This is a genomic window from Vibrio sp. T3Y01 (genome assembly GCF_013114525.1).
Taxonomy (GTDB): Bacteria; Pseudomonadota; Gammaproteobacteria; order Enterobacterales; family Vibrionaceae; genus Vibrio; species Vibrio chagasii_B.
The window spans coordinates 369,508-393,816 of the sequence record NZ_VTXJ01000002.1; the positions used below are offsets into that span (position 1 = coordinate 369,508).

Here is a 24,309-nt window from a genome sequence, read left to right on the forward strand (position 1 = left end):
GGAGCCATGCTTTCGAATATCCATGCTTGTTAAGAGCACGTAATACTGTCCATTTTAGCCCTAAAGGCAGATTGATTAGGGCACGTTTCAATTAACTCCATTCTTGGGCACATTTTTGTGCCCTTTTTTTCGCCACTAGATCAGGGATTTACTATGAGACTTTCTTCCATCGTGTCTCGAGTTTATTTAGGTTTCTTCGTACTGATTGTGATCATGCTGGGTTCTGCATGGTTAAGCATCAGTAGCAATAAAGACATCACCACTCGAATCGAAAACATCACCCAGCAAGCTACGCCATTAATGCTTCAATCCTCCACGTTAACCATCCGATTTCTGGACATTAATCGCAGCACCACACCCTACTTATCCGCTAACTATATTGATGAACTTGAGCCACTGAAACAAACCGTCTTAAACAACATCGAGCTATATCAGCAGCAATTGAACTGGTTCGAAGGCAAGAGCGTAGCTGGTTCACAAATGGAAGACATGCTTAACAACATCACTCAAACAGGTTTGTTGACTATCGATAAGATAGAGCAGGTATTAGAGCTTTATGTTGAGTATTTGGATAGCAAAGATCTCGGTTCGATGGGACAAGCGCAATTTCTATCTGTGGTGGGACAGCTCAATAATACTTTGGTGAATCAACTTGCGAGTGCAGATTCGAAGCAGACACAAAAGGCAGTCGAAGCTCTGTTGGTGCAATTGAGTTTAATCGCTGCAGAAGCCAACGAAGCGTTTTCACTGCAAACATCTTCGGAGGTACGTGGGGTAGAGCGTCGCCTGCAAAGTCGAAAAGAGCGATTCGAACAAGCGGTAGCAGATTTAGATAACTTAGATTCGTCTTTGCTGCGCCGCAGTAAACAGTCTTTATCACTGCTCGCTTCACATGCGTTTTCAGCTAATGGTTCAGTCGCTACCTATAAGGAAACCGTCAAACTCGATGAGTCTATCTCCCTCCAAAAGCAGGAAATTGAACAGTTGATTGATGTTCAGCTAAGTCACTTTGATGAGCTTTCAATGTATGCTGAAGACACCGCGACACGCCTGTATCACGAATCGATGGACTCTTCACTGCAAGCCCTTGTGATGCAGGGTTTTATTGCACTTGCTTCCGTGCTTATTGCTCTGTTGATCGGGTTGAATATTGCCAAAGGTATCCGTAAACCAAGCAAGCTGCTACAAAGTGCACTCGACCAAGTTGCCAATAAAGACTTGAGCGCGATGGTGCAGTATCAAGCCAATAATGAGTTTGGCTCAGTGAGCGACAAGGTCAACTTAGTGATCAGTCATCTGACTCAAATGATTGAGAACATGCGTTATTCGTCGACGTGCTTAAAAGAGGCGTCCATAGAGAACCAAAGCACGAGCCGTTCATTGAGCGAGGCGATGCAAGACCAAACCAATCAGACGGTGATGGTGGCCACGGCCATGGAACAGATCGAGTGTTCGGTGACGGAAATAACTCAAGCCGCGAATCAAACGCTAACGCTTGTAACCGAAGCGGTGTCGAGTTCTTGTGCTGGTCAGAAGACCATGGATAAAAGCGTCGAGTTGATGGGCAGTTTAGAGCGTAAGTTAGCAGAATCAACAGCGACCATCGGCCAGCTTGAAAGCGAAAGCGCTAGCATTGGCTCTATTTTGGATGTGATATCTGGGATCTCCGAACAAACCAATTTGTTGGCATTGAATGCAGCCATTGAAGCGGCGCGAGCGGGCGAACAAGGGCGTGGTTTCTCTGTGGTGGCCGATGAAGTTCGCGTGTTAGCGGCCAAAACCAATGCCTCGACGCAAGAGATACACAACAAGATAGAACAGCTGCAAACCAGTTCTAAATTGGCGGTGGAGCAAATCAATCAATGTGTGGTGGGGATGGTTCAATGTGTTAAGCAAACGGGCGAAGTGAATCACTCAATATCGACGGTCTCTGATCTGCTCAATGAGGTAGAGCAAAGGAGCCATCAAATCGCGACCGCAACCACGGAACATCAAGTGGTTGCTTCTCAAGTCACACAAAACATCAGTCAGATACACACCTTGGCAGAGGACAACTCTCAACGATCTCAAGTTCTGTTCTCCCATGGGCAGCAGCTTGAAATCATGTCGCAGCAGCAATTCTCGCTAACTCAAGAGTTTAAGCTCGCCGAGCAATCAGAAAATACGGTTTAGAGGAGACTCTACCCTCTTCCATGCCCAGCTTTTGCTGGGCATTTTTGTGTCGGGTCAACGAAGCATTAATGTGAGTGCTCATGAGAGGAAATGTTCTCATACAATTTCGAAAGGCCATTGAAATAACAAGGTCACTTTCCCCGTGTATATTGCCGTCAGCTGCGGATTCATCATCAAATGACGCTTTAAAAAATGAATTTTGGCGTACTTCTTTGATCTGACGAGCAAGTAATCGAACGTCATATTGATAATATAAACAATAATCTCATGAAACAGTTTCATGGCGTAAAGTGAATCTGTAAGCGCTTTCATGATTTCCACAACTGGCATTTTTACCTCCAACTTTAGTGTGATGACACTCACTTCAACTAAAACGTAATTTCTTAATAATCGTTTTGTAAGCGGTTACAAGCTAATGAAGTATCGAGGTTCGAGTGGCGACAATTAAACACGTATCAGAACATGCAGGTGTGTCTCAGGCGACAGTGTCTAGGGTTATTAATGGCACTAGCAGAGTGAGTCATGACAAGAAGTTAAAGGTTGAAAAAGCGATCAAAGAATTGGGTTATCGCCCGAACTCTATCGCTCAAGCTTTGGCTTCAAGTCGTACCGGAAGTGTTGGTGTAGTTGTTCCAGAACTGGGCGGTTCTTTCTATTCAGGCATCTTGCATTGCATAGAAGAAAACCTACGCCGCTTTGGTTACCACGCTGTTGTTACAGCGGGTTCGAACACCGAACAAGGGCAGCGAGAGTCTGTGGAGTTTCTGTTGGGGCGTCGTGTTGATGCTTTGATTCTTCACACTCAACTGCTCAGTGATGACTATTTAATTGAATTGGAAGAACAGGGGACCCCTGTGGTTTTAATTAACCGCTTCATCCCAGAAATGGCGATGAGTTGCATTGATATTGATAACGAAGTCGGGGGGCTACTCGCTACTCAATATCTTTTGCAAAAGGGACATACAGATATCGCGTGTATTACCGGGCCTTTAGATAAAGCCGACGCTAGGGGGCGTTTGCAGGGGTATCGCAAGGCACTGGAAGAAGCCGGTGTGCCATATGATGAAGCCTTAGTCTCTGAGGCGGGATTTACTGAAGAGACAGGCATCAGCGCCATGAAGAAGTTGATCAACAGAAAATGCCACTTTACGGCGGTATTTGCTTCAAACGATCACATGGCATTTGGCGCGTTCGAAGTTCTGCATAAAGAGGGATTGTCTGTTCCGAGAGACGTTTCTCTTGTTGGCTTCGATAACACCATCTTCGCGCGTTATCTGACCCCTAGTTTGACCACCATTAATTTCCCTATTGAAGAGATGAGCGTTGAAGCAGTACAGCTCACTCTGCAAAAGCTAAAGAAAATTAAACATGACGTGAACTTTAAATTGCTGCCGACGTTGGTCACTAGAAACTCGGTATCGGATTTACTGGTTACCCTATAAAAATATTAAGGATAGAACATGAAATTTAAGACCTTAGCGCTTTCATGCGCGGTTGCTTTAGGACTAGGTGCAACAGCGGTAAATGCTGCTGACAAAGAGATTCGTTTCGACGGCTTCCCGGATTTCGATAGCAGCCTGAAGGTATTACTGCCTGATTTCGAAAAGGAAACAGGGATCAAAGTTGATTACCTTATGAACAACCACGGTGACCACCACACAAAACTAACCACTAACCTAGCTACAGGCTCAGGTGCGGGTGATGTGATTGTTGTGGACGTAGAGAAAATCGGTCCATTCGTTGGCTCTGGCGGCCTAGTTAACCTGTCTGAAAACTACGGTGCAGATAAATACGAAGAACGATTCGCACCTTACGCGTGGGCACAAGGCAAAGGCGCTGACGGTGACATGTACGGCATCCCTGTCGACCTTGGTCCAGGTGTTATGTACTACCGCACCGACGTGTTTGAAAAAGCGGGCATCAATGTAGAAGAAGCAATTAAAGATTGGGATTCATACATCGCTGCTGGTGAAAAACTGAAAGAGCAAAACGTACAACTTATCGCTTCAGCTGCCGACGTTGCACAAGCGATCATCTTCACAACGGTTCCTGAAGGAGAAGGTCTTTACTTCGATAAAGATGGCAACCCAGTTGTGACATCTGAGCGTTTTGTTCACGCTTTTGAAGTAGCAAAAGAGATTCGCGACAAAGGCTTAGACGGCCGCATTCTGGCTTGGTCTAACGAATGGTACGAGGGCTTTCGCAACGGCACATTTGCAACTCAACTTTCTGGCGCTTGGCTACTTGGTCACCTAAACAACTGGATCGCTCCTGAAACCAAAGGTAAATGGGCAGTAGAAAACCTACCTGATGGCATTTACGGCAGCTGGGGTGGTTCATTCCTATCGATTCCAACTCAATCTGACAACCCAGATGAAGCTTGGGCGCTGATTGAATACATGACGACTGACCGTGATGTTCAACTTAAGCACTTCGAAACGATTGCGGCTTTCCCTGCGAACGTAACGACGTATGACGATGAGTTATTCCAAGAAGAGATGGAGTTCCTAGGTGGTCAGAAAGCACGTCTTCTATTTGCAGAAGTGGCACAGAACATCAAGCCAGTATCTCCAGCTCAAGGCGACCACGTAGCACGCTCTATAATTTTAGAGAACGCATTGATGGAAGTGCTTGATGAAGGTAAGGACATCGAGACTGCATTGAAAGAGGCAGAGCGTCTAATCAAGCGTCGTACGCGTAATCTTTAATTTGGTTTTACTTTAAGTAAGTGAGGAAGCGTGGATAACGCGCTTCCTTTTTTAAGAGGTCGTTACTATGAATCATACAGCGAGCACAACGATAGAACCTTCGGAGCAAAGCCTTTTTTCTCGTCTGAATTTGAAAGCGCTTACACCGTATGGATTCCTTCTGCCGTTTCTGATCATTTTTTCTGTATTTGGGATCTTCCCGCTGTTGTTCTCTGTTTACCTGTCGTTCCACGAATGGAACCCAGTACAGGGCATGGATGCAATGGAGTTCGTTGGTTTTGAGAACTATCACATTGCCTTGACTGACCCATGGCTATGGCGTTCATTAAAGAACACATTATGGCTAGCAATCACATCGGGTGTTGCTCAGCACTTAGTCGCTATTCCAGTGGCTTACATGTTGGTTTCAATGGGTGACCGTATGCGTCACTGGCTAACATCGGCGTACTTTCTACCGTTCATCACATCAACGGTCGCAGCGTCACTGATTTTCTTCAATATGTATTCTCCTAACTCAGGAATTATCAACCAAACGCTAATGGCATTGGCCGATAGCACGCTGTTTGGTTGGGCGTTTGCTTGGGTTAACGATTTTCAACCAATCCGCTGGTTAGATGATGCCACTATGGTGAAGCCGTCTATCGCGATCATGGTTTTCTGGAAATACACCGGTTTTAACATCGTCCTTTACACCACTGGTTTAATGACGATTCCTAAAGATATTTTAGAAGCTGCTCGTATGGATGGTGCGAATGCCTTCCGCCGCTTCTGGAACATCTCACTACCAATGATTCGTCCATTCATCTTCTTTGCAATCACCATGACCATCATCGGTAACCTGCAAATGTTTGAAGAACCGTTCGTTCTAACGCGTGGTACAGGTGGTACGGGTCAATCTGGTTTAACTATCTCTATGTACCTCTACAAAGTGGGTTGGGAATGGTTAGAAATGGGCACAGCGTCAGCAATTTCATGGCTTCTGTTTGCACTGATCGCGTCTTGTACTTTGGTTCAATTTTTATTCTTCGGTAAGAAAGGCTTAGGGGAACATTAAGATGTCGACATCAATTAAGACAAATACCTCACCACTAAGTGGCCTGATGCCAAGCGAACGCACCATGTACATCATGACTAAGATCTTGATGGTCATGCTCGGCATATTACTGATTGTTTCCGCAATCATTACGGTGTTCCCATTTGTGTGGTCTGCACTGCTTTCAACACGTGACCGTTCGGAGATCTTCGGCTCGGGCATCAGCTTTGCTATTGGCGATAGCCTAATGGTGAACTACGCAAAACTGCTGGAAATCATGCCGTTTTGGAAAGCGATGTTTAACTCGATTTACGTGGCTTTCTTAGGCACAACCATCTCGCTGCTGTTTTGTAGCATGGGTGGTTACGCGTTTGCTGTGTTTAAGTTCCGCGGTAAGAACGTGTTGTTCGGCATGCTGGTTGGCTCAATGGCAATTCCGCCAGTGCTTAGCTTGATCCCTTACTTCATGATCGTGAAATTCTTAGGCTTGTTGGATAACCACATGGCGGTATGGCTACCGTTCACAACCACGCCATTTGGTATCTTCTTGATGCGTCAGCACGTGATTGCATCGATTCCTAAAGAGCTATTAGAAGCGGCGAAGTTAGATGGCGCAGGTGAGTTCAGAACGTACTGGAGTGTGGTATTGCCACTGATGAAACCAGCATTAGCAACACTCGCTATCGTGCAGTTTGTCTTCTTCTGGAACATGTTTATGCAGCCTCTTGTGGTGCTGAACAACCCTGACAATTACGTCATCACACAAGCACTACGAAGTGTTCAAGGTATTCCGAATACGCCATGGGGCGCGGTAATGCTAGGTACCACAATTTCTATTTTACCACTCGTGATTACATACCTGTTCGCATCGAAACAGATGATCAGTGGTTTAACGTCCGGCGCAGTTAAAGGTTAGGTTTAAGGGTTATAACAATGAATAAATTTCAACTTCCAAGTGATTCAAAGTTACGCAGTAAGGAATTTGTATTCGGTGTCGCGACATCTTCATACCAAATTGAAGGCGGCGTTGAAGAGGGCGGTCGTACACCGTCTATCTGGGACACGTTTTGTAAGACACCAGGTAAGGTAGATAACGGCGACAGTGGTGATGTGGCGTGCGACCACTACCACTTGTGGCAACAAGATATCGAGATGATTCAAGGCTTAGGTGTTGATGCTTACCGCCTGTCAATTGCATGGCCACGTATCTTGCCGCAAGACGGTGTAGTGAATCAGCAAGGTCTAGAGTTTTACGAGCAGATCATCGATGAATGTCATGCTCGTGGAATGAAGGTGTTCGTGACACTTTATCACTGGGATCTACCGCAATACCTTGAAGACAAAGGCGGTTGGTTAAACCGTGAAACGTCTTACAAGTTTGCAGAATATGCAGAAGTGGTGAGTAACTACTTTGGCAATAAAATTGATGTTTACACCACATTGAACGAACCGTTTGTATCTGCGTTCTTAGGCTACCGTTGGGGCGAGCATGCACCGGGCATCAAGGGTGAAAAAGAAGGCTTCTTAGCTTCTCACCATTTAATGCTAGGCCATGGTTTGGCGATGCCGATTCTTCGTAAGAACGCGCCTCATGCTAAGCATGGTGTGGTATTTAACGCGACTCCGGCTTACCCACTGACACCGCAAGACCAAGGCGCTGCAGACTACTGTGAAGCAGAGAACTACCATTGGTTCATCGACCCTGTATTGAAAGGTGAATACCCACAGCCAGTAGTCGACCGTCAAGCGATGAACATGCCGATGATATTAGAAGGCGATCTAGACATCATCAGCGCACCGGTTGATTACATCGGTATCAACTACTACACGCGCAATGTCGCTCGCTTCAATGAGAATGGCGACATTGAATCAGTAAAACAGACTGACGCTGAACACACTTACATCGGCTGGGAAATCAACCCACAAGGTTTAACCGATTTATTGGTAAGACTAGACGCTCGCTACGAAAACATGCCGCCTATCTACATTACTGAGAATGGCGCCGCAGGTAACGACGAGCGTGTTAACGGACAAGTGATGGATGACCAACGTGTTCGTTACTTCCAAGGCCACATCGAAGCGGTTCACAACGCAGTTGAAGCAGGTGTGAAAGTTGATGGCTACTTTGCGTGGAGTCTAATGGATAACTTTGAGTGGGCATTCGGCTACTGCCAACGCTTTGGCATCGTCCATGTTGATTACACCACCCAAGAAAGAACACTGAAACAGAGCGCAATTGCGTACCGAAACATGCTTCAAGAGCGCGCTGAGGAGAACAGATAATGGCTAAAGTAGAATTCAAAAACATCAAGAAATCATTCGGTGATGTTGAAGTGGTTAAAGAGTTTGATTTTACGGTTGAAGACGGTGAATTCGTGGTTTTCCTTGGCCCATCTGGCTGTGGTAAGTCGACCACACTTCGCATGCTTGCTGGCCTAGAAAGCATTAGCTCTGGCGATATCGTGGTTGGTGGCAAAGTGATGAACAAGGTTGACGCTAAAGACCGTGACTTAGCGATGGTATTCCAAAGCTACGCACTGTACCCACACATGACGGTTTACGAGAACATCGCTTTCGCTCTGAAACTGAAGGGCATGCCAAAGGCAGAGATTGATGTAGAAGTACGCAAAGCTGCAAAAATGCTAGAGCTTGATCCACTATTAAACCGTAAGCCAAAAGAGCTTTCTGGTGGCCAGCGTCAGCGTGTAGCCATGGGCCGTGCGATGGTTCGTACACCGAAAGTGTTCTTGTTTGATGAGCCGTTATCTAACCTTGATGCCAAGCTGCGTGGCGTGATGCGTGAAGAAATAAAGCACCTACACCGTGAGCTTAAAACCACCACCATCTACGTTACACACGATCAGATCGAAGCGATGACGCTAGCAGACCGCATCGTAATTCTGAAAGACGGTTATGTTGCTCAAGTGGGCACACCAACTGAGGTGTTCCAACGCCCAGCTAACAAGTTTGTCGCGCAATTCATTGGTAACCCGTCAATGAATATGTTGGAAGCTAAGCTGATTGAAAAAGAAGGTGAATACTTCGTTGAACTTGGTGATGTTCATATCCCACTTCCGGAGCGTTTTAAGTCTCTGGCGTCTAAAAACCTAGCGCTTCACTTTGGTGTTCGTCCAACAGACATTCACCTACGTGCTGAGCAAGTTGACCACGACCGTGTGCTGCCATTCCCTGTGAAAATCAAAGACAAGGAACTGCTGGGTGCGAGCATTCTTCTGAAAACAGAAATCGGCGGCCAACCGCTGATGGTTGAGACCCAAGCAGCTGAAGTGGATGTGAAAGAACTGACACTTTACTTGGATCTGGATGCTTTCCACCTGTTTGACGCACTGAGCGAGAATTCGCTAGCGAGCTAGCCAGTCAATTTAAATCAGCCATTGAGCTGACACCAACCAACTTACGACAAATTGTTTTGGCTCCTCCTGATTTGGGAGGGGCTAGGGATAGTGATGATGAAATTCGGATATTTTGACGATAAAAACAAAGAATACGTAGCAACCACACCATGTACACCAATCAAATGGTGTAACTACGTGGGCACATTAGATTTCGGTGGCATTGTTGATAGCAACGGTGGCGTGTTGTTGTGTAAGGGCGACCCGGCACTGAACCGCATCACCAAGTACATTGCACAGCTGCCTAACTCAGATTTCAAAGGCTCGACCCTATACCTTAAGGTGCGTGACGAAGAGGGTAATGTAGAGGTGTTCTCACCTTTCTACACACCAACTCTGAAGCCGCTTGATAAGTTTGAAAACCATACAGGCTTGTCTTACACCACCATCATTGCAGAGGCGTTTGGTGTGCGTTGTGAAGCGACCTTCTTCGTGCCAAAAGCTGACCAAGTGCTGTTACAAGACATCAAAGTCACCAACATTTCAGATAAAGCGCTACACGTTGATGTCGTTCCTGTGTATGAATTCACACACTTCGATGCACTTAAGCAGCTATTGAATGCGGATTGGGTTCCACAAACCATGACGCTGAAAGCGCACCAGCAAGAGTCGGGTCATACTGTGCTTGAGCAGTATGCCTTCATGAAGCGCGACTATGCAGTAAACCTGATGACAGCGGATCGTCCTGCTACGTCGTTTGACGGAGACCGCCAATCATTCCTTGGTCAATTTGGTTACGGCACATGGGCTGCCCCGCAAGCGTTAGAAAACGATGAGCTTGGCAATACTGAGTGTTTGCGTGGTGACAACATTGGCGCGCTTAACCTGCGTTTGGGTTGGTTATCTCCAGAGCAGACAGAACGTACGATTGTACAAATCGCGCAAGAACAGAGCCTAGAAGCTGCACTTCCTCTGCTGGCTAAATATCGTGACCATCAAGTGGTTGATTCAGCTTTCGCTGAACTGGCTGAACATTGGGATGGTTACCTACAAGCGGTTCAGGTTGAAACACCAGACCCTGCTATGAACTCGATGCTTAACGTACATAACCCACGTCAGTGTCACACCACCAAAAACTGGTCTCGTTACCTGTCTCTGTACCAGCTTGGCTATGGCGCACGTGGCATCGGTTTCCGTGATTCTTCGCAAGATACGTTGGGCGTGATTACTCATATGCCAGAAGAGGCGCGTGAGTTCATTGAGCGCTTACTATCAGTGCAAAACATCAATGGTTCTGCAATGCACCAGTTCTTCCCTTCAACCATGGAAGCGAACGCGGGTGACTCACGTGAAGAGGAAGATCGTCCGGATTACTACGGCGACGATCATCTGTGGATCATCTACGCAGTCACTCAATATGTGAAAGAGACAGGCAATGCTGATTTCTTGAACAAAGTGATTCCGTTCTATCAAAAAGACAAAGCGGGCAACCCTGTGGAAACAGGCACCGTTTGGGATCACTTGTGCCGCGCGATCGAGTTTACCTACACCAATACGGGTGAGCACGGCCTACCGTTATTAGGTTTTGCAGACTGGAATGACACGGTGAACCTGCCAACAGGTGCAGAGTCGATGATGGTAGCCAACATGTACGGTAAAGCTCTGCTCGATATGTTGGACCTCTGTGAGTTACGCGGTGAGGAACAGCTGACCGCTCAGTTCAATGAGCAATACCAACAAATGCAGAGCACAGTGAATGAGTGCGGTTGGGATGGCGAATGGTTTGTGCGTTACTTTGATGAGCAAGGCCTGCCAATTGGTTCTCACAAGAATGAACAAGGGCAGATCTACACTAACGGTCAAAGCTGGCCTGTGATTTCTGGTTTCGCGACACAAGAACGTGCCACACAAGCACTAGATTCGGTTTACAACAAGCTGAACACGACCAATGGTATCAAGCTTTCAACTCCAGGCTACAACGGCTTTGATCCACAACTTGGTGGCGTTTCGACATATCCACCGGGTGCGAAAGAGAACGGTGGTATCTTCCTGCATTCAAACCCATGGGTGATGATCGCGGAAGCGAAAATGGGCAACGGCGAGCGTGCTTATGAGTACTACCGTCAAATTAATCCGGCTTCTAAGAACGACGATATTGATACTTTCGAATCGGAGCCATACTGCTACCCGCAAAACATCTTGGGCGACGAACATAAACAGTTCGGCCTAGGTCGTAATGCATGGCTGTCTGGTACTTCATCTTGGACATACGTGGCAGGTACGCAGTGGATTCTAGGTGTTCGACCTGAAATTGATGGCTTGCTGGTGGATCCTTGTATTCCGGCTGAGTGGCCTGAGTTTAAGGTCCGTCGTCAGTTCCGTGGTGCGACGTATCATATTCATGTCACGAACCCGAATAACGTATGTAAGGGCGTGGTTGAGATGAAGGTCAATGGTGACCTGATTTCAGGCAACAAAGCACCGGTATTTACATCGGGAGAGCACACGGTAGAGGTGGTTTTAGGTTAACAAAGAGAAGGGCGCTTTATGCGCCCTTTATTGCTCTTTCGTTTGGTTATTTTGGTTATTTTGGTTGATAGGTGGCTTGGCATTGCCAAGTGAAGGTTTGAGACTGGTTCGGGCTAAGCGTTAATAAGCCAATCTGGTTATTGAATGCATCGGCAGGGCAAGTCATGGGCTCTATTGCAATACTTTGCTCACTTGTCGGAGTGTATAGCTGAACAAATGGGTAGCTCGCATCTTGTTGATAATGAATTGCGGCAGATGAATCTGAGTGTGTCAAAGTCAGTTGGTTGGTTGTCTTAGAATCAAATTCAAAGCAGTGGTTTAGGCTTTGACTGGTCAGGGAGTCATCCAAAGACAAACGGTCAAAAGCCTGTTTTTCACCATTGGGTAGGTCGTTCTCATGTACGACCTCAGCGCAAGGCGACATAGTCAATTCACACTGTTCTAGGTCATTGCCGAGCGAGAAATAAGGGTGCCAAGCATCACCGAATGGGAAGGCGAAATCACCACAATTAGAGACAGTTGTTGAGCAAGAGAGCTTACCCGTTGTGTCGATAGTGAAGGTGACTTCAAGGTTAAAAGCGAACGGGAAAGCAGGGTGCAAAGATGATGTCTGATATTGCAGCGTCACACTGGCTGATTTTTCATTGGCTGCGCTGTTTTTGATTGAAAAAGGTTGGTTGTAGAGCAAGCCATGTACGGCGTGATCAGACCAAGGGAAGTTAGCTGGGAGTTGATGGTTTTGGTTGTCGAAACTGTAGCGACCTAAGTTTAAACGGTTTGGAAAAGGGAATAATTTAGCACTGCGGGAAAAGAACGGATGTTGGTTGATCAGTTCATCATAATTCTGATAACCACAAATAAAAGAGAATGGACTGTTATTTACAATGTATTTATTTATAACAGCACCAAATCCATTGATTATTTGAAGTTCTATACCATGCTGGTGGTTTATTAATGTGACAGAGTCAATATTTCCAAATTTTTCATTTATAATTTTAAACATGTTGATGTCTCCATTTTTGAAAGATATTAACAAGAAGAAAAAAATATTCAATGGCGGTTTTAAAATGAATAATAAAATTCCATATACAAGCTATTCAGGAAATTCAAAACACCTGTGTAAAAAAGGTGATGCAGTTGAATTTATTCAACCTTGGTACACGCCAATTTCTACGACACCAGAAAATACAGGTATGGCGATCGGTGGTATCGGTAATACTTTTACATTGACGCCAAATGGTAACACGCCAAACTTCAGCTTTATTCCAGGAATATTTGTCGACTGTTCAGAACAAGTTATTAATTTTAATGACTTTTATGCGTCAGTGATGGATGTGCCGACTATTGAAGCGCTTCAGGTTGTTAACGAGCAAGAGCTTAGTGTTCATCTGAATTTTTACCCAGCGCTATTCGATGGAAAGAAGATAGATAAAGAAAACATTTCGAATGCGATTAACCTCATTCGTGCCGCATTAGAAAATGGTAATTTCTATAAAGAAAATAAAGATAAGTTTATAAAGTGGGATGTCGAATTTTCTAATAAGACTCAATTATTAATAGAATCAGATTCATCGTCGATTGATTGTCAATTATATGTAGCCTTAGATTTCTTTAATGGTTTGTTAATAAATGATACAACGAGACAGCTATCACTAACTGCGGGAAATAATAGTGATATAGAAAGTGTTAATGGTAGCGATATCGAATATAAGGCTTTATATCCATTAGCTGAATATAAATATAATAGTTTTGATGGTATTAATATAAAGCGAAAGGTAGTCTCGCCGATCGTTAAAGAGGATAAGCGCCTCTGTTCTATGCCGATGCACTGGAACCACTTCCAGATTACTAATGAATCACAGCAAACACGCGTGATTACTCTTGCTCAACCTCTACAAAACTTGATTGGTTCAACCTACCGAAAAGGTCGTGATGGGATTCAAGATTCGGCGTGTACCTTATCTCAAAACCCGATTGCTCAGCAGCATAAAGCGGTGAAGGTCAATGATGAAAGCCACGGTTTTACCGGTGTTCAGCTCACTAGTCAGTCCCCTTATCAAAGTGACATTGAGGGTGAGGTGGTGTTTGGTGTTCAAGCCGAAAACCGTTTGACTAAATCTGGCAAGGTAACGGTGTCTGTTAAGCCAACGCTTTATACTTCGAAAGTGACCCAGCAAACTGAGTTCGCACTGAAAACAGGCCGTACTAATACAGAATTCCAAACTGGGATCTACACTGGGCGCGAAGCATTGAGTGCATTGGTCGTGGTTCAGGTTGAGTTGGAGCCGGGCGAATCCGTTGACCTGCGTTTCGCACAGGTGATGGCACACAGTAAAGTGATGCTCAATGGCTGGCACTCAGACAAGGCTTACACGCAATTCTACCCACAAGCAAAGCCTGCCTTACCGATGTTACAAGATGTTTTGCCAAAGCTTGAGGTGATTGAGCAGAAGATTATTGAGCAACAGACCGCTTTCCTAGAGCAAGCTCAAAGCAAAATATCACAGCCTGAATCAGCGCTGCGCTATGCGACGATGGCGATGAACTCACTGTCGTTTTTAGCCGAATCTACGGTATGGGATAAAGAAGATAAGTTCCTAGTGAAAGAGTGTGTTGATTACCCATTCTTTAACTCTTTGGATGTGTATTTTTACGGCTCGTTTTCACTGCTTTACTTGCTGCCGGAGCTTGATGGCTGCGTAATGAAAGAGTTCTCAAAAGCGATTTTGGCTGAAGACTTCACTCAGCGCCGTTACTGGGAATATGAAGCGACACCGAATGCTGAATTGGTTGATGAAAAGTACCAAGGTGTGCGTGCGATTCGAGGTGCAGTAATCCACGATTTGGGTAGCCCGTTCGACATTCAGCCTGACGCGTATAGCTGGCATAATGTTAAGGAATGGAAGGACTTAGCACCGAAATACATTCTAATGGTGTACCGTCACTACCAAAACACACAAGATATATCAGTGGTTAAAGAGTGCTGGCAGGCTGTGACTGAGAGCATCGATTTCTTATCGAACTTGATTGCTGAAGGTGACGATTTACCGCTAACCCGAGGTACAGACGACACCTTCGATAACCTTGCGTCTCACGGTATCTCTATTTACTGTGCGAGTCTCTGGGTTGCAGGCCTGCAAGCCGCGAGTGAACTTGCACAATTGATAGGTGAAAACGATCTAGGCGCGGGTTACCTGACACGTTCGAAAAAGGCATTAGCAACAGTTGAGCAGAGCTTGTGGGATGAGAAAGAAGGTTATTACCACTTCTTTGTGACGCCTGTCCAAGCTAAGCATCTAACGGGCGAAGGCTATCAAGCTTTGGAAACTCTCGGGCTGACTTTAACGGGTGATGCGATTCTTGACAAGAATACGCTCAATGCTTATCTCAATGAGACCGATACCTCCATTAACATTAATAAGGTATCTCAAAGAGCCTCTAAGAAACGCTTATTGAGTGAGACAGCACCTCAAGCTTTCACGCAAGAATATCTAGAGTTGGTGTCTGATTCAGACAATAGCTTTGGTGATGCACTGCTTGCAGACAGCTATCTCAAACTGATTGGCCTAGAGGGTATTTTCCCGCAACAGCGCATTCAGCGTGCATTGGACTATGTTTATAAACATAACTTCGAGATTAACAGCCCTAAACTTGGGGTAGCGAACATGACGCTCGCGGATGGCTCTCCACATGAGGCTTTTCAGGCGCAAGACGTGTGGATCGGCGTGCAGTTTAGTGTCGCGACAGCGTTGAGTTTAGCGGGTAAATCGCAGCAAGCGGAAACATTGATGGATACTGTGTATACCGCGCTGTATGACTATTCAAAGATTCCATTTGCCGCACCAGAAGGGTTCAATTGTTCTGTCTCATTTGATGAGAAAGATCTTACAGAATCTTTTAAATTGTCACAAAATGATGCGAAAAAGTGGATTAATGCACTTAAATTGCAAAACTGTGTGCTGTCTGACGGTCGGGTTAGTCCTGAGCTGACTAAAGACAGTGGTAAATTTGTTAATATGGTTAAAGGTGAAATTTCAGCGGAGCAAGCCATGGTTCTTCACAAGTGGCTTCTGAGCACTGGGTTGAAATACACCGCAGGTCGCTACTTCCGACCGGGGATGATTTTCGCCTACTTATATTAATTAAATAGTATGAGTTTCAACTTGAGCAATGTTGAGTTGAAACTGATGGGGAGCTCTAGGGCTCCCCAAATGTCACTGGATTAGGGTATCGAGATGCGCACTAAAACTAAAAAAACCACCGTATACGATGTAGCGAGGCTAGCTGGCGTTTCGCCAAGCACGGTTTCTCGTTTTCTTAATCGAACAACCTATGTGTCGGATGATAAAAGCCAGAATATCGAACAGGCGATCAAAGACACCGGCTACAAGCCCAATTTTCAGATGCAGGAAAACATTAATCGCCGTTCACTCACTATAGGTGTATTGGTGCAACATCCTGATAGCCCTTATACCAGTCGTATCCTCAACGACATGGAGAAAACCCTGATAGCTCAAGGCTATTCGTTAGTGATAGCAACCGGGCATTGGCAAAAAAAGCTCGAGATACACGCTTTAGAGTATCTGGCTAAGAGCAATGTCGATGGCATGATCATTGTGACAGGCAGCATTACCAAAGAAGACATCGCGAAGTATGCGCAAGACATTCCGGTGGTTGCGGTAGGCTATGACATGGTTGCAGATAATGTTCGCTCAATTAACATTGATAATGTGTTGGGTGGTTACATGGCAACCCTCCACTTGCTCCAACAGGGGCATGTGAATATTGCTCATATCAAAGGGCTTTCAAGCCAGCCAGACGCAGGTAATCGTTTTGAAGGCTATAAGAAAGCGCTTCAAGAAGCGGGCATTAAGGTGATGCCAAAGCTCGTCAAGCAAGGGGATTTCAGTAGTGAAACTGGCTATGAGAAAACCGTGGAATTAATTGAATCTAAGATTCATTTTTCTGCCCTGTTTGCCGCCAATGATCAAACGGCTTATGGGGCGATTAAGGCGCTCCATGATCACGGTTACAAAGTGCCAGAAGATGTGTCTGTGATTGGGTTTGATGACTTGCCAACGTCAAAGTATTTCACACCCGCGTTAACAACATTAAGGCAGCCAATTGAAGAGATTGGCGAGGTGTGTGCTCAGTCGATCTTGAACTTGTTATCTGGTGAGAGGCATGAAGCGCGATTACCACCGATCGATTTAATCGTCAGGGAGTCGACTAAGTCTTTGTATCGTTAATTTCAACACAAGCATCAAGGTGGTGCGCCCGTGATAATTCGTATTGATGTTAATGCAGGGCATGGGGCAGGTAAGCTAAAACACTTCTGCCCTATTCCTTGCCAGCCGCGCTCAACCTCTCAAATGATAGTGAGGTGATTTGACCTACTTTTTCTTATCTATGTAATGTCTAGGGAAGTGGGCGCTTATCAGATAACAACTATAGGAAAGCTATGGCTAATGAAAGAACTAAATACATTTTAGAGTGTTAATGAGCGTGATGTTATTCTGTTAGTGCTAGAGGAGTTTAATGTTTCCGACTCATTTGCTCAATGGTTTGTTTGTCGTGTTCGAGAAGAAATAACCTTAGTGAAAACGCTCGGTGCTTGGCACTCTGTCGTAGATACTAACCTAGGCGAGTCAGACTTAGTCTATATCTATCAATCAGATGACTTATCCTCACAAGCAATACTTATTGAAAACAAGATTGATGCTTCAGCTCAGGCTCAACAAGGAGGGAGATACAGGCTTAGGGGGAACAGAGGTCTAGAAGATGGTCTTTGGCAAGATGTTAGAACATGTATCATTGCCCCAAAGGCATATATCGCTTGAAATGCTGAGCCGTACGACGCTGCCATTTCATATAAAGAAATAATGGTTTACCTTGCGACGGTTTGCCCCAAAACAACAGAATTTGCACCAAAATACTTAGCTTATGTCTCAGAACATTTTCCTCAATTTAATCCCGAGCCATCAAAACCCCGAGTTAATGGGCGCGACTGGATTCATTTCTTTCCCGATCCAATAAATAAAAAAATACGAATCATAAAGTCGGGAAAATCAGTAAACATAGAAACACCATTACCTGAAATATCAATCGCAGAACAAAGTTTTGACTCAGTATTGGAAAAATTAGTATCGCTCTAAATAAAGCTCAGCAGTTGCATTCGTGGATGGAAAATTACTCTTCTGTGTGACCGTTAAAGAAACGATGCTAAGGAAAACTTAAGTCCAGAGGCTTGCTGGTGGGGTATGAAACACAGAAATGCCCCGCAATGTGTGTAGATAGAGATAAAACGTTATTTGGGGCAATAGGTTGTTCAGCCTCAACGGAAGATGTGAAAATAAGCAATGCTTTGTAGATAAACTCCCTTTTTTTAATGCCAAAGTAGACCGACTATTTTGAAGGCAATATTTTAGGGTATTTGTAAGGGCCAAATGCATATGGTTACTTTCCTAACGATTAGCTAGTTCTGCTTCTTCAATTAGCTCCCAGAAAGTTAGGGTTTTATTCTGCACATCGCTACTGTGGAGTACACTTATATGATCCTCATTTACCCCGTAAAGTGAGTGGGCTTGGTTTACCGACTCTATTCGTAATTGGCTACTCAACAATATGGTTCCATCTCCACTTTCTCCTCGTGTCGTTGGACTTTTTTGATAAGCAAAGATTAACAAGTGAGCGGGAACATTCTTTTGCGCTTGGGGAGAAAAAAGGTTTTGAATCGCTTTTCCATTTGGCGTTAAATCTCGCCACGAGGGCATGACAACTGGAGAGTATTTGACCCCTGCTTCCGCAGAAGAAACCCCACCAAAAGGAGACGCTATCGAGGTAAATGAGCGCACGAGTTCACAGCGATTGCTAGCACTACACACATTCAGATATCTTTGAGTTAACACGCCTCCCATACTGTGAGCCACAATATGGATTGGTTGATAATCGTGTTCTTGATGTAGCTGTCGCATAATGCCTGCGATCGAGTGTGAAAGCAGTGTATGCGAGAAGGCTGAGGGGTAGTTAATGATCCACGGTTGATACTTGTCCCGGTCGAGCGCATCGATCATCTGTTCAAAATCTCTTCCACTTCCCCCCATTCCATGAATATAAAGGACGGGGATTTTATCATCTTGGTATGGTTCAAGAAAAAATAGCCCCACATAGTCACTCTCAACAAACTGTAGAGGCTGCCACATGCCCATTTCTTTTGCCTCATGGGAAAACGCAGGGTCATTCCATTCAACAATTCTACCAATTCGCTCTGGCTTTACCTCGAATTCTAGATATGGAGTAACCAATAGGCCATCTAATGCGGGAATACCATCTGAAATCCGATTCTTTGAAGTAAGGATGAATTGATCGTCAGCGAGCAACGTTTTTTGATACAGATAGCTTGGTTCGTTAGTTTGATAAATAAAATCTAAATTACTATCTTCAAAAATGACAATGTATTCAGTCAGGTTGAAGAATGAAGGGAAGCGAGTTTTGTTGCTACTCGACATCGAGTGTGCGGTCAGTACGCCACTTTTATCTATTGTTGAGAGTTGCAGCACGAGGTAGCGAGCATTTTCGTCAGAGTCGGGAGTAACAATTGAAAACTCTTGATAGAGCTTATCTGCTTGATGCAAGTCTGACTGAAGTGTGATTAACGAACCACAGCCACTGAGAAATACCAATAGGCCCAGTGCCCAAATAAGTGTCCGTGTCATCAAATTACTCCTACTGGAAAACGATTTGTTATGGATTCATTACAAGAAGCCCGCTGTATAAGCGGGCTCGACAACACTGTAACTTTCACAGTTAGAATTTGTAGTTCATACCGATAGACATCAGTAAACTGTCACTCGTGTAAAAGTCGATGTTGGAACTGTTAATCGTACTACCAACAAATGACGTGATACTCCAGTTATCCCAACTCGGAATATTCTTATACTCATAAGCCAAAAATAGGCGATATACATCATCGCTTCTTGTTTGATTGAAAATCGGGTTGTTTGCTGAAAAGTCTCTCCATGCGTAGCTGCCTGTCAATGAGAGGCCGTAGTTTTGTGTGACATAAAAATAGCTTAGCTCACCTTTGTAAGCATCAAACGTATTTGCCTCACCTGTTGCATCGTGTTTAGTGTAGCTGAAAGCTGTTATATAACCGGAATTCACATTCAGCATAGAGCGATATTGTCCTTTAATATAGTAGGTATCACTCTCTCTCAAAAGTGCTGAAGAGGTAATTTCTTCATTTTCAATATCTGCCGTCGCATAGGCCATATCAAAAGACACACCGCTGTTCCAAATATTTGAAAGCTTCAGACGATAGGCGTCACCTTTTCGGTCTGTAGTCGCTCGATTTTGTCCGGTTAGATAAGGGTTGCTCCATACCTCATCGGCAACAACAGTCGGAAGGTAGCCGATATCGAGTCTAGTCCCATTTTTGTAGTCATATTGATATCCAAGTTCAAAGGCGAGTGTTCCAACGGCTAAGTCATCACGTGAAGTACCTAGGTAGACTCGCTGGTTACTTTGTTCGTTTAGGGCGTAGTAAAGATTGCCTAGAGGGGCAATAAACCCTTGCTCTGAACTTTCACCTTTACCAAGATGATTGATTTGCTCTGGACCATTGGTATCAAAGTTAGAGTTGGTAGTGCTAAAGCCAGAGTTTAAAGAGATCTCACCACTGAAGCGTGAAGTATCAAATGCATGAGCAGAGCTAAAAGAAATAGGTAGTAAGGCAAAAAGGCAAAGAGTTTTCTTATTCATTGGTCATTCTCATCAACATTATTAGGTCAGGCTATCCGTAAACGACTATTCCATAAGTTGATAAGAAGTATATTCCTATTCATACATGCTAACTATGAATTAGAGAAATGCATTTTTGCCATATCTAGCTTAAACCTCAGGGAGTGCAAGACTATCAAAGTAAGACTGGATGATTTGGTGAAGGTGTTGATTGAGTGGGTAACCACGCTTTGATTGCAAATATCCGCCACTCACTCTGATCTTTCTCATTTGCTTAGGCAGCTCTGGTAGTGGGTAGCTGGCCAAGCGCCGATCAAGTGAAGTCATATACTGGCTACCAAACATAATTGCATCAGACGTGCTTAGTTTATTGGTTAGAACGCGAACACTATGCGTCGTCAAGGAAACTCGTGGCTGAAAACCTTTGGCAAGGTAAACTTCTTCAACGGGAGAGCGCTTCGAGTTTATTCCGTCAATAATTACTCGCGCCAATGGCAGATGGTGAATTGATGCCCATTCTGAACTTTTGCTCAGCACCGGGTGGTTTTCTCTCGCTACTAGACAAAGTTCAACTTCTTCTAGAGTGTGGCTGTATATTTCCTGAGGTAGCGGGTAGCCTTCAAAGTGAATTAAGTAGTCAATGCTACCGTTAAGCACTTCTGCCAGTGAGTGTTCCTGCCAGTAAACCATGCTGAAGTTAGCATTTGGAAATTGACCACGTAACACGTTAAAAATACCTTCTCCGTGCAGCTCTAAAAAGAAAATATTCATGGCAATTTTAACGTCGCCATTAAACTCCACTGGATCAAAGTTCTGGTAAGACTCGACTACCTTGATTAACGGCCTTAACATCAAGTCGCTCGCTTCCGCCAACTTCTCAGCTAATTCGGAAGGCTCAACCCCATGTGCTTTACGAATAAACAGCTGTTCACCAAACACATCACGAAGCTTTGCTAGGCCACGACTCACACTGGTTTGTGAAATCCCTAGCTTGTCTGCTGCGGCGTGAGTATTACGTGTTTCCACCACAGTTTTAAGCAGTTTCAATAAGTTTAAGTCAAGCTCTTGCAGTTTGTTCTTCATACTAGTTTCACTATGCAGATAAAGTCTGATCAAAAAATGTGTGGACAGTTTGATGCAAATATTGGCTAAAAGGACTACCTCGGCGAGTTTGAAGGTAAGCGCCATTGATGTCGAGTACATTGTATTGATGAGATAACGGGGGGAGCGGGTAACAGGCAAGCTCTGGGGCAATTTGACGAACATAATCACTCGAGTAAATGATAGCATCACTGTTTTTAACCAGTTCTACGACCGTCCTAACACTGTGTGTGGTCAGCAAAAAGTTAGCTTGGTAACCTTGCTGCTCATATACTCGCTCCAATATTCCTCTTCTAGGATTAATGCCGTCAAGATAGAGTCGAACAATCGGTAGATTATGGATAGAACACCACTCACTTCCTTGAGAAAGAGAGGGGTGATCTTTTCTCGCTAAAATTACGTTTTCCATTGTTGCAAGGTTACGACAGTACATATCTTGAGGCATATCGTAGGATTCAAATTGAATCACATAGTCGATATTCCCTTGCAATACCTCATAGAGTGAGTCTTTTTGCCATTGAGATATGTTGAACGTTGCGTTAGGGAAAGCAGCATACAATGCAAGAATCAATCGTGGTCCAAAAAATTCTAGCAAGAAGGTATTGGCTAATATATTGACACTTCCTGAATATTGTTTGGGATCAAAGGCAGAATAATCTTCAATCACTCGTTCAATAGGATGAAGCATCTGAGTAGAAGCTTCAGCTAGCATGACTGCTAACTCAGATGGCTCCACTCCATGTGCTTTTCGGATAAATAGCTGTTCACCAAAGTTCTCTTTAAGCTTTGCCATTGCTCGGCTAACACTGGTTTGTGATATCTCTAGTTTTTCTGCAGCGGCATGTGAGTTCTGAGTTTCAACTACAGCACGTAAAATTCGAAGAAGATTTAGATCTAACTCTTTGATATTAATAGCACACATCCTTATGTTGTTACTGTCCTAAACATTAGCAGAGAAACACCAAAGCCAATTCGTTTCTTTACTAAAATGAGAGTTGCTACTCTCTTTCAATTAAGAGCTTATCTTTCAAAAATGAATTTCTCTAATTCATACAGTAGTTCAATTAATTTATTTATATTACGTTCATCGCAGCAAGGAGTGCTTTTATATCAAACTGTATAGGTGACAACATGAAATCACGAAATCTTATTCTTTCTTATATTGCAGCAAGCTTATTTAGTGCAGGTGTAATGGCGAACGCAGATAAAAATGCGCTAACTCTCTCTTCTCAACCAATACCTTTAACGACGGCTGTGAGCCCCGAGTTTTACGAGTTTTCGAAAAACTTTCCGGCAGCTAATGTTGAAGCATTGCAAGAAAACTTACCTAAAACTGAGTCTGAGTGGCGTTCTGTTGTTGAATCACGAGATAAAGCTGCCATAGAGCGAACTGAGTTTATTGCTCATACTTTAGAAGTCACCATAGAGAAAGCTTCAATTGCAGGTGTTGACGTCTATTGGGTTACGCCAAAAACAGTAGCACCAAAGTTAAAAGATAAACTGTTTGTGGCAATACAAGGGGGGGCTTACATGCTCAATAGTGGTTTAGCTTCTGCAGCAGAGGCATCTATTATTGCAGCGAAAATGCAAATACCAGTGATTGCTATCGATTACACTAAATCGATCGACGCACCTGCTCCAGCTGCACGAAATGACATCATTACAGTCTGGAACGAGCTATTAAAAAGTCATTCCGCTGAATCAATTGTTATGGGAGGCTCGTCTGCTGGCGGCTCACTAACTCTCGCAGTAACTCAAGAGCTGAATAAGCAAGCATTGCCGATACCAAGCGCACTATATGTCGGAACACCAAGTGTTGATATGACAATGGCAGGAGACAGCCGCTATATTAACGAAGGACTCGATCATATCCTAGGAGCTTGGCGCGGAATGGCCTCGGCTATGGTTGACGTATATGTTGGGGACATAGAGCCGAGCGATCCGGTTGTATCTGTAATCAACGGTAGCTTTAACAACTTTCCGCCAACATATCTAATTACTGGTACTCGCGATTTGTTATTGAGTGATACTGTTCGAGTACATCGTGAACTTAGAAGAGTGGGTGTACCGGCAGAGCTAAATGTCTACGAAGGTCAGTCACATGGAGATTACGCCGCCGCTTTTGGTACGCCTGAATCAAATGAACATTATCAGGCATTGAGTGAGTTTCTTTATGGATATCTGGTGAAGTAACTTTAAGTTAAATATAACTAATATTCACTCCTTCTAATATAATCATGCCACCTATGTGGCATGATATCCGTTGTGAAGAGCTGGCATATTGGATAACGGGGGAGATATGAAGGCCGCAATATTACGTAACCAGAGGGAACGAATTAAAAGCAACACCTCGTGCTTCTCTCGAGTGGTATCGTGGGTGGCGATAATTATTAACTCATCACAACCTTCACACATCAGGTTGTCTAATCAGTATTCCAGATATTGAAAGGAAACGAAGGATTACACCCGCCCCCCCATTCCATACTTTACCCATTCGAGCATTACAAATTAGAGTAAAATTACTAACAAACTTCTGTCCAAAAACGAGTTGAGCGAAGCCGCTCGGCGACTGTGATCACCAAGCGATTCTGTCGTACCTTAATTACCAAGCGACTTTGTCATTACACTAACTACCGAGGGAAAATGTCGGGACTGATTTAGCGTACTTTTTAAA

Annotated in this window: 16 protein-coding genes; 11 read left to right on the plus strand and 5 right to left on the minus strand. The window is 44.4% G+C overall.

The window, feature by feature from the left end; genetic code table 11:
- Positions 1-153 precede the first annotated feature (153 nt).
- The 8 genes from F0232_RS04160 (at position 154) to F0232_RS04195 (ending at position 11,795) form a co-directional block, all read left to right on the plus strand.
- On the plus strand, positions 154-2,172 hold the full coding sequence (locus F0232_RS04160; protein ID WP_171750707.1) for a methyl-accepting chemotaxis protein: 2,019 nt from the start codon (positions 154-156) through the stop codon (positions 2,170-2,172).
- 434 nt (positions 2,173-2,606) lie between these two features.
- Positions 2,607-3,614 carry a substrate-binding domain-containing protein gene (locus F0232_RS04165; protein ID WP_171750708.1) on the plus strand — a complete coding sequence of 336 codons (1,008 nt, stop codon included), beginning with the start codon at positions 2,607-2,609 and terminating at the stop codon, positions 3,612-3,614.
- Positions 3,615-3,632: 18 nt separating this feature from the next.
- Positions 3,633-4,880: an ABC transporter substrate-binding protein gene (locus tag F0232_RS04170; RefSeq protein ID WP_017068576.1), complete on the plus strand. Its 1,248-nt coding sequence runs from the start codon at positions 3,633-3,635 to the stop codon at positions 4,878-4,880.
- A 67-nt stretch (positions 4,881-4,947) separates the two neighbouring features.
- Positions 4,948-5,934: a carbohydrate ABC transporter permease gene (locus F0232_RS04175; protein ID WP_105023945.1), complete on the plus strand. Its 987-nt coding sequence runs from the start codon at positions 4,948-4,950 to the stop codon at positions 5,932-5,934.
- 46 nt (positions 5,935-5,980) lie between these two features.
- Complete coding sequence (locus F0232_RS04180; RefSeq protein WP_017061568.1) at positions 5,981-6,829, plus strand: carbohydrate ABC transporter permease; 849 nt, start codon at positions 5,981-5,983, stop codon at positions 6,827-6,829.
- Positions 6,830-6,846: 17 nt separating this feature from the next.
- Positions 6,847-8,196 (plus strand): GH1 family beta-glucosidase, encoded by a 1,350-nt coding sequence (locus tag F0232_RS04185; protein ID WP_105058727.1) that lies wholly within the window; start codon positions 6,847-6,849, stop codon positions 8,194-8,196.
- Positions 8,196-9,287: an ABC transporter ATP-binding protein gene (locus F0232_RS04190; protein ID WP_105058728.1), complete on the plus strand. Its 1,092-nt coding sequence runs from the start codon at positions 8,196-8,198 to the stop codon at positions 9,285-9,287. The genes F0232_RS04185 and F0232_RS04190 overlap by 1 nt, the downstream gene beginning before the upstream one ends.
- A 93-nt stretch (positions 9,288-9,380) precedes the next feature.
- On the plus strand, positions 9,381-11,795 hold the full coding sequence (locus F0232_RS04195) for a glycosyl transferase (protein WP_105058729.1): 2,415 nt from the start codon (positions 9,381-9,383) through the stop codon (positions 11,793-11,795).
- Positions 11,796-11,850: 55 nt separating this feature from the next.
- Here the strand turns inward: F0232_RS04195 and F0232_RS04200 are convergent, their stop codons facing one another.
- On the minus strand, positions 11,851-12,798 hold the full coding sequence (locus tag F0232_RS04200; protein ID WP_055319186.1) for an aldose 1-epimerase: 948 nt from the start codon (positions 12,796-12,798) through the stop codon (positions 11,851-11,853).
- Positions 12,799-12,862: 64 nt separating this feature from the next.
- Here F0232_RS04200 and F0232_RS04205 point away from each other — a divergent pair, with 64 nt between their 5' ends.
- Positions 12,863-15,937 carry a GH116 family glycosyl hydrolase gene (locus F0232_RS04205; protein ID WP_105058730.1) on the plus strand — a complete coding sequence of 1,025 codons (3,075 nt, stop codon included), beginning with the start codon at positions 12,863-12,865 and terminating at the stop codon, positions 15,935-15,937.
- Positions 15,938-16,030: 93 nt separating this feature from the next.
- On the plus strand, positions 16,031-17,044 hold the full coding sequence (locus F0232_RS04210; protein ID WP_050643642.1) for a LacI family DNA-binding transcriptional regulator: 1,014 nt from the start codon (positions 16,031-16,033) through the stop codon (positions 17,042-17,044).
- A 1,215-nt stretch (positions 17,045-18,259) separates the two neighbouring features.
- Here the strand turns inward: F0232_RS04210 and F0232_RS04215 are convergent.
- The 4 genes from F0232_RS04215 to F0232_RS04230 all read right to left on the minus strand — a co-directional run bounded on the left by F0232_RS04215 (position 18,260) and on the right by F0232_RS04230 (position 22,557).
- Positions 18,260-19,510, minus strand: a complete 1,251-nt coding sequence (locus F0232_RS04215; protein WP_061032961.1) for an alpha/beta fold hydrolase — start codon at positions 19,508-19,510, stop codon at positions 18,260-18,262.
- A gap of 91 nt (positions 19,511-19,601) precedes the next feature.
- Positions 19,602-20,555 carry a DUF2860 family protein gene (locus tag F0232_RS04220; RefSeq protein WP_105058731.1) on the minus strand — a complete coding sequence of 318 codons (954 nt, stop codon included), beginning with the start codon at positions 20,553-20,555 and terminating at the stop codon, positions 19,602-19,604.
- A 129-nt stretch (positions 20,556-20,684) separates the two neighbouring features.
- Positions 20,685-21,617 (minus strand): LysR family transcriptional regulator, encoded by a 933-nt coding sequence (locus F0232_RS04225; RefSeq protein WP_061032963.1) that lies wholly within the window; start codon positions 21,615-21,617, stop codon positions 20,685-20,687.
- A 10-nt stretch (positions 21,618-21,627) separates the two neighbouring features.
- Complete coding sequence (locus F0232_RS04230; RefSeq protein ID WP_105058732.1) at positions 21,628-22,557, minus strand: LysR family transcriptional regulator; 930 nt, start codon at positions 22,555-22,557, stop codon at positions 21,628-21,630.
- A gap of 209 nt (positions 22,558-22,766) precedes the next feature.
- On the opposite strand from F0232_RS04230, the gene F0232_RS04235 reads away from it, so the two are divergent.
- Positions 22,767-23,828, plus strand: a complete 1,062-nt coding sequence (locus F0232_RS04235; protein WP_061032965.1) for an alpha/beta hydrolase fold domain-containing protein — start codon at positions 22,767-22,769, stop codon at positions 23,826-23,828.
- Positions 23,829-24,309 lie beyond the last annotated feature (481 nt).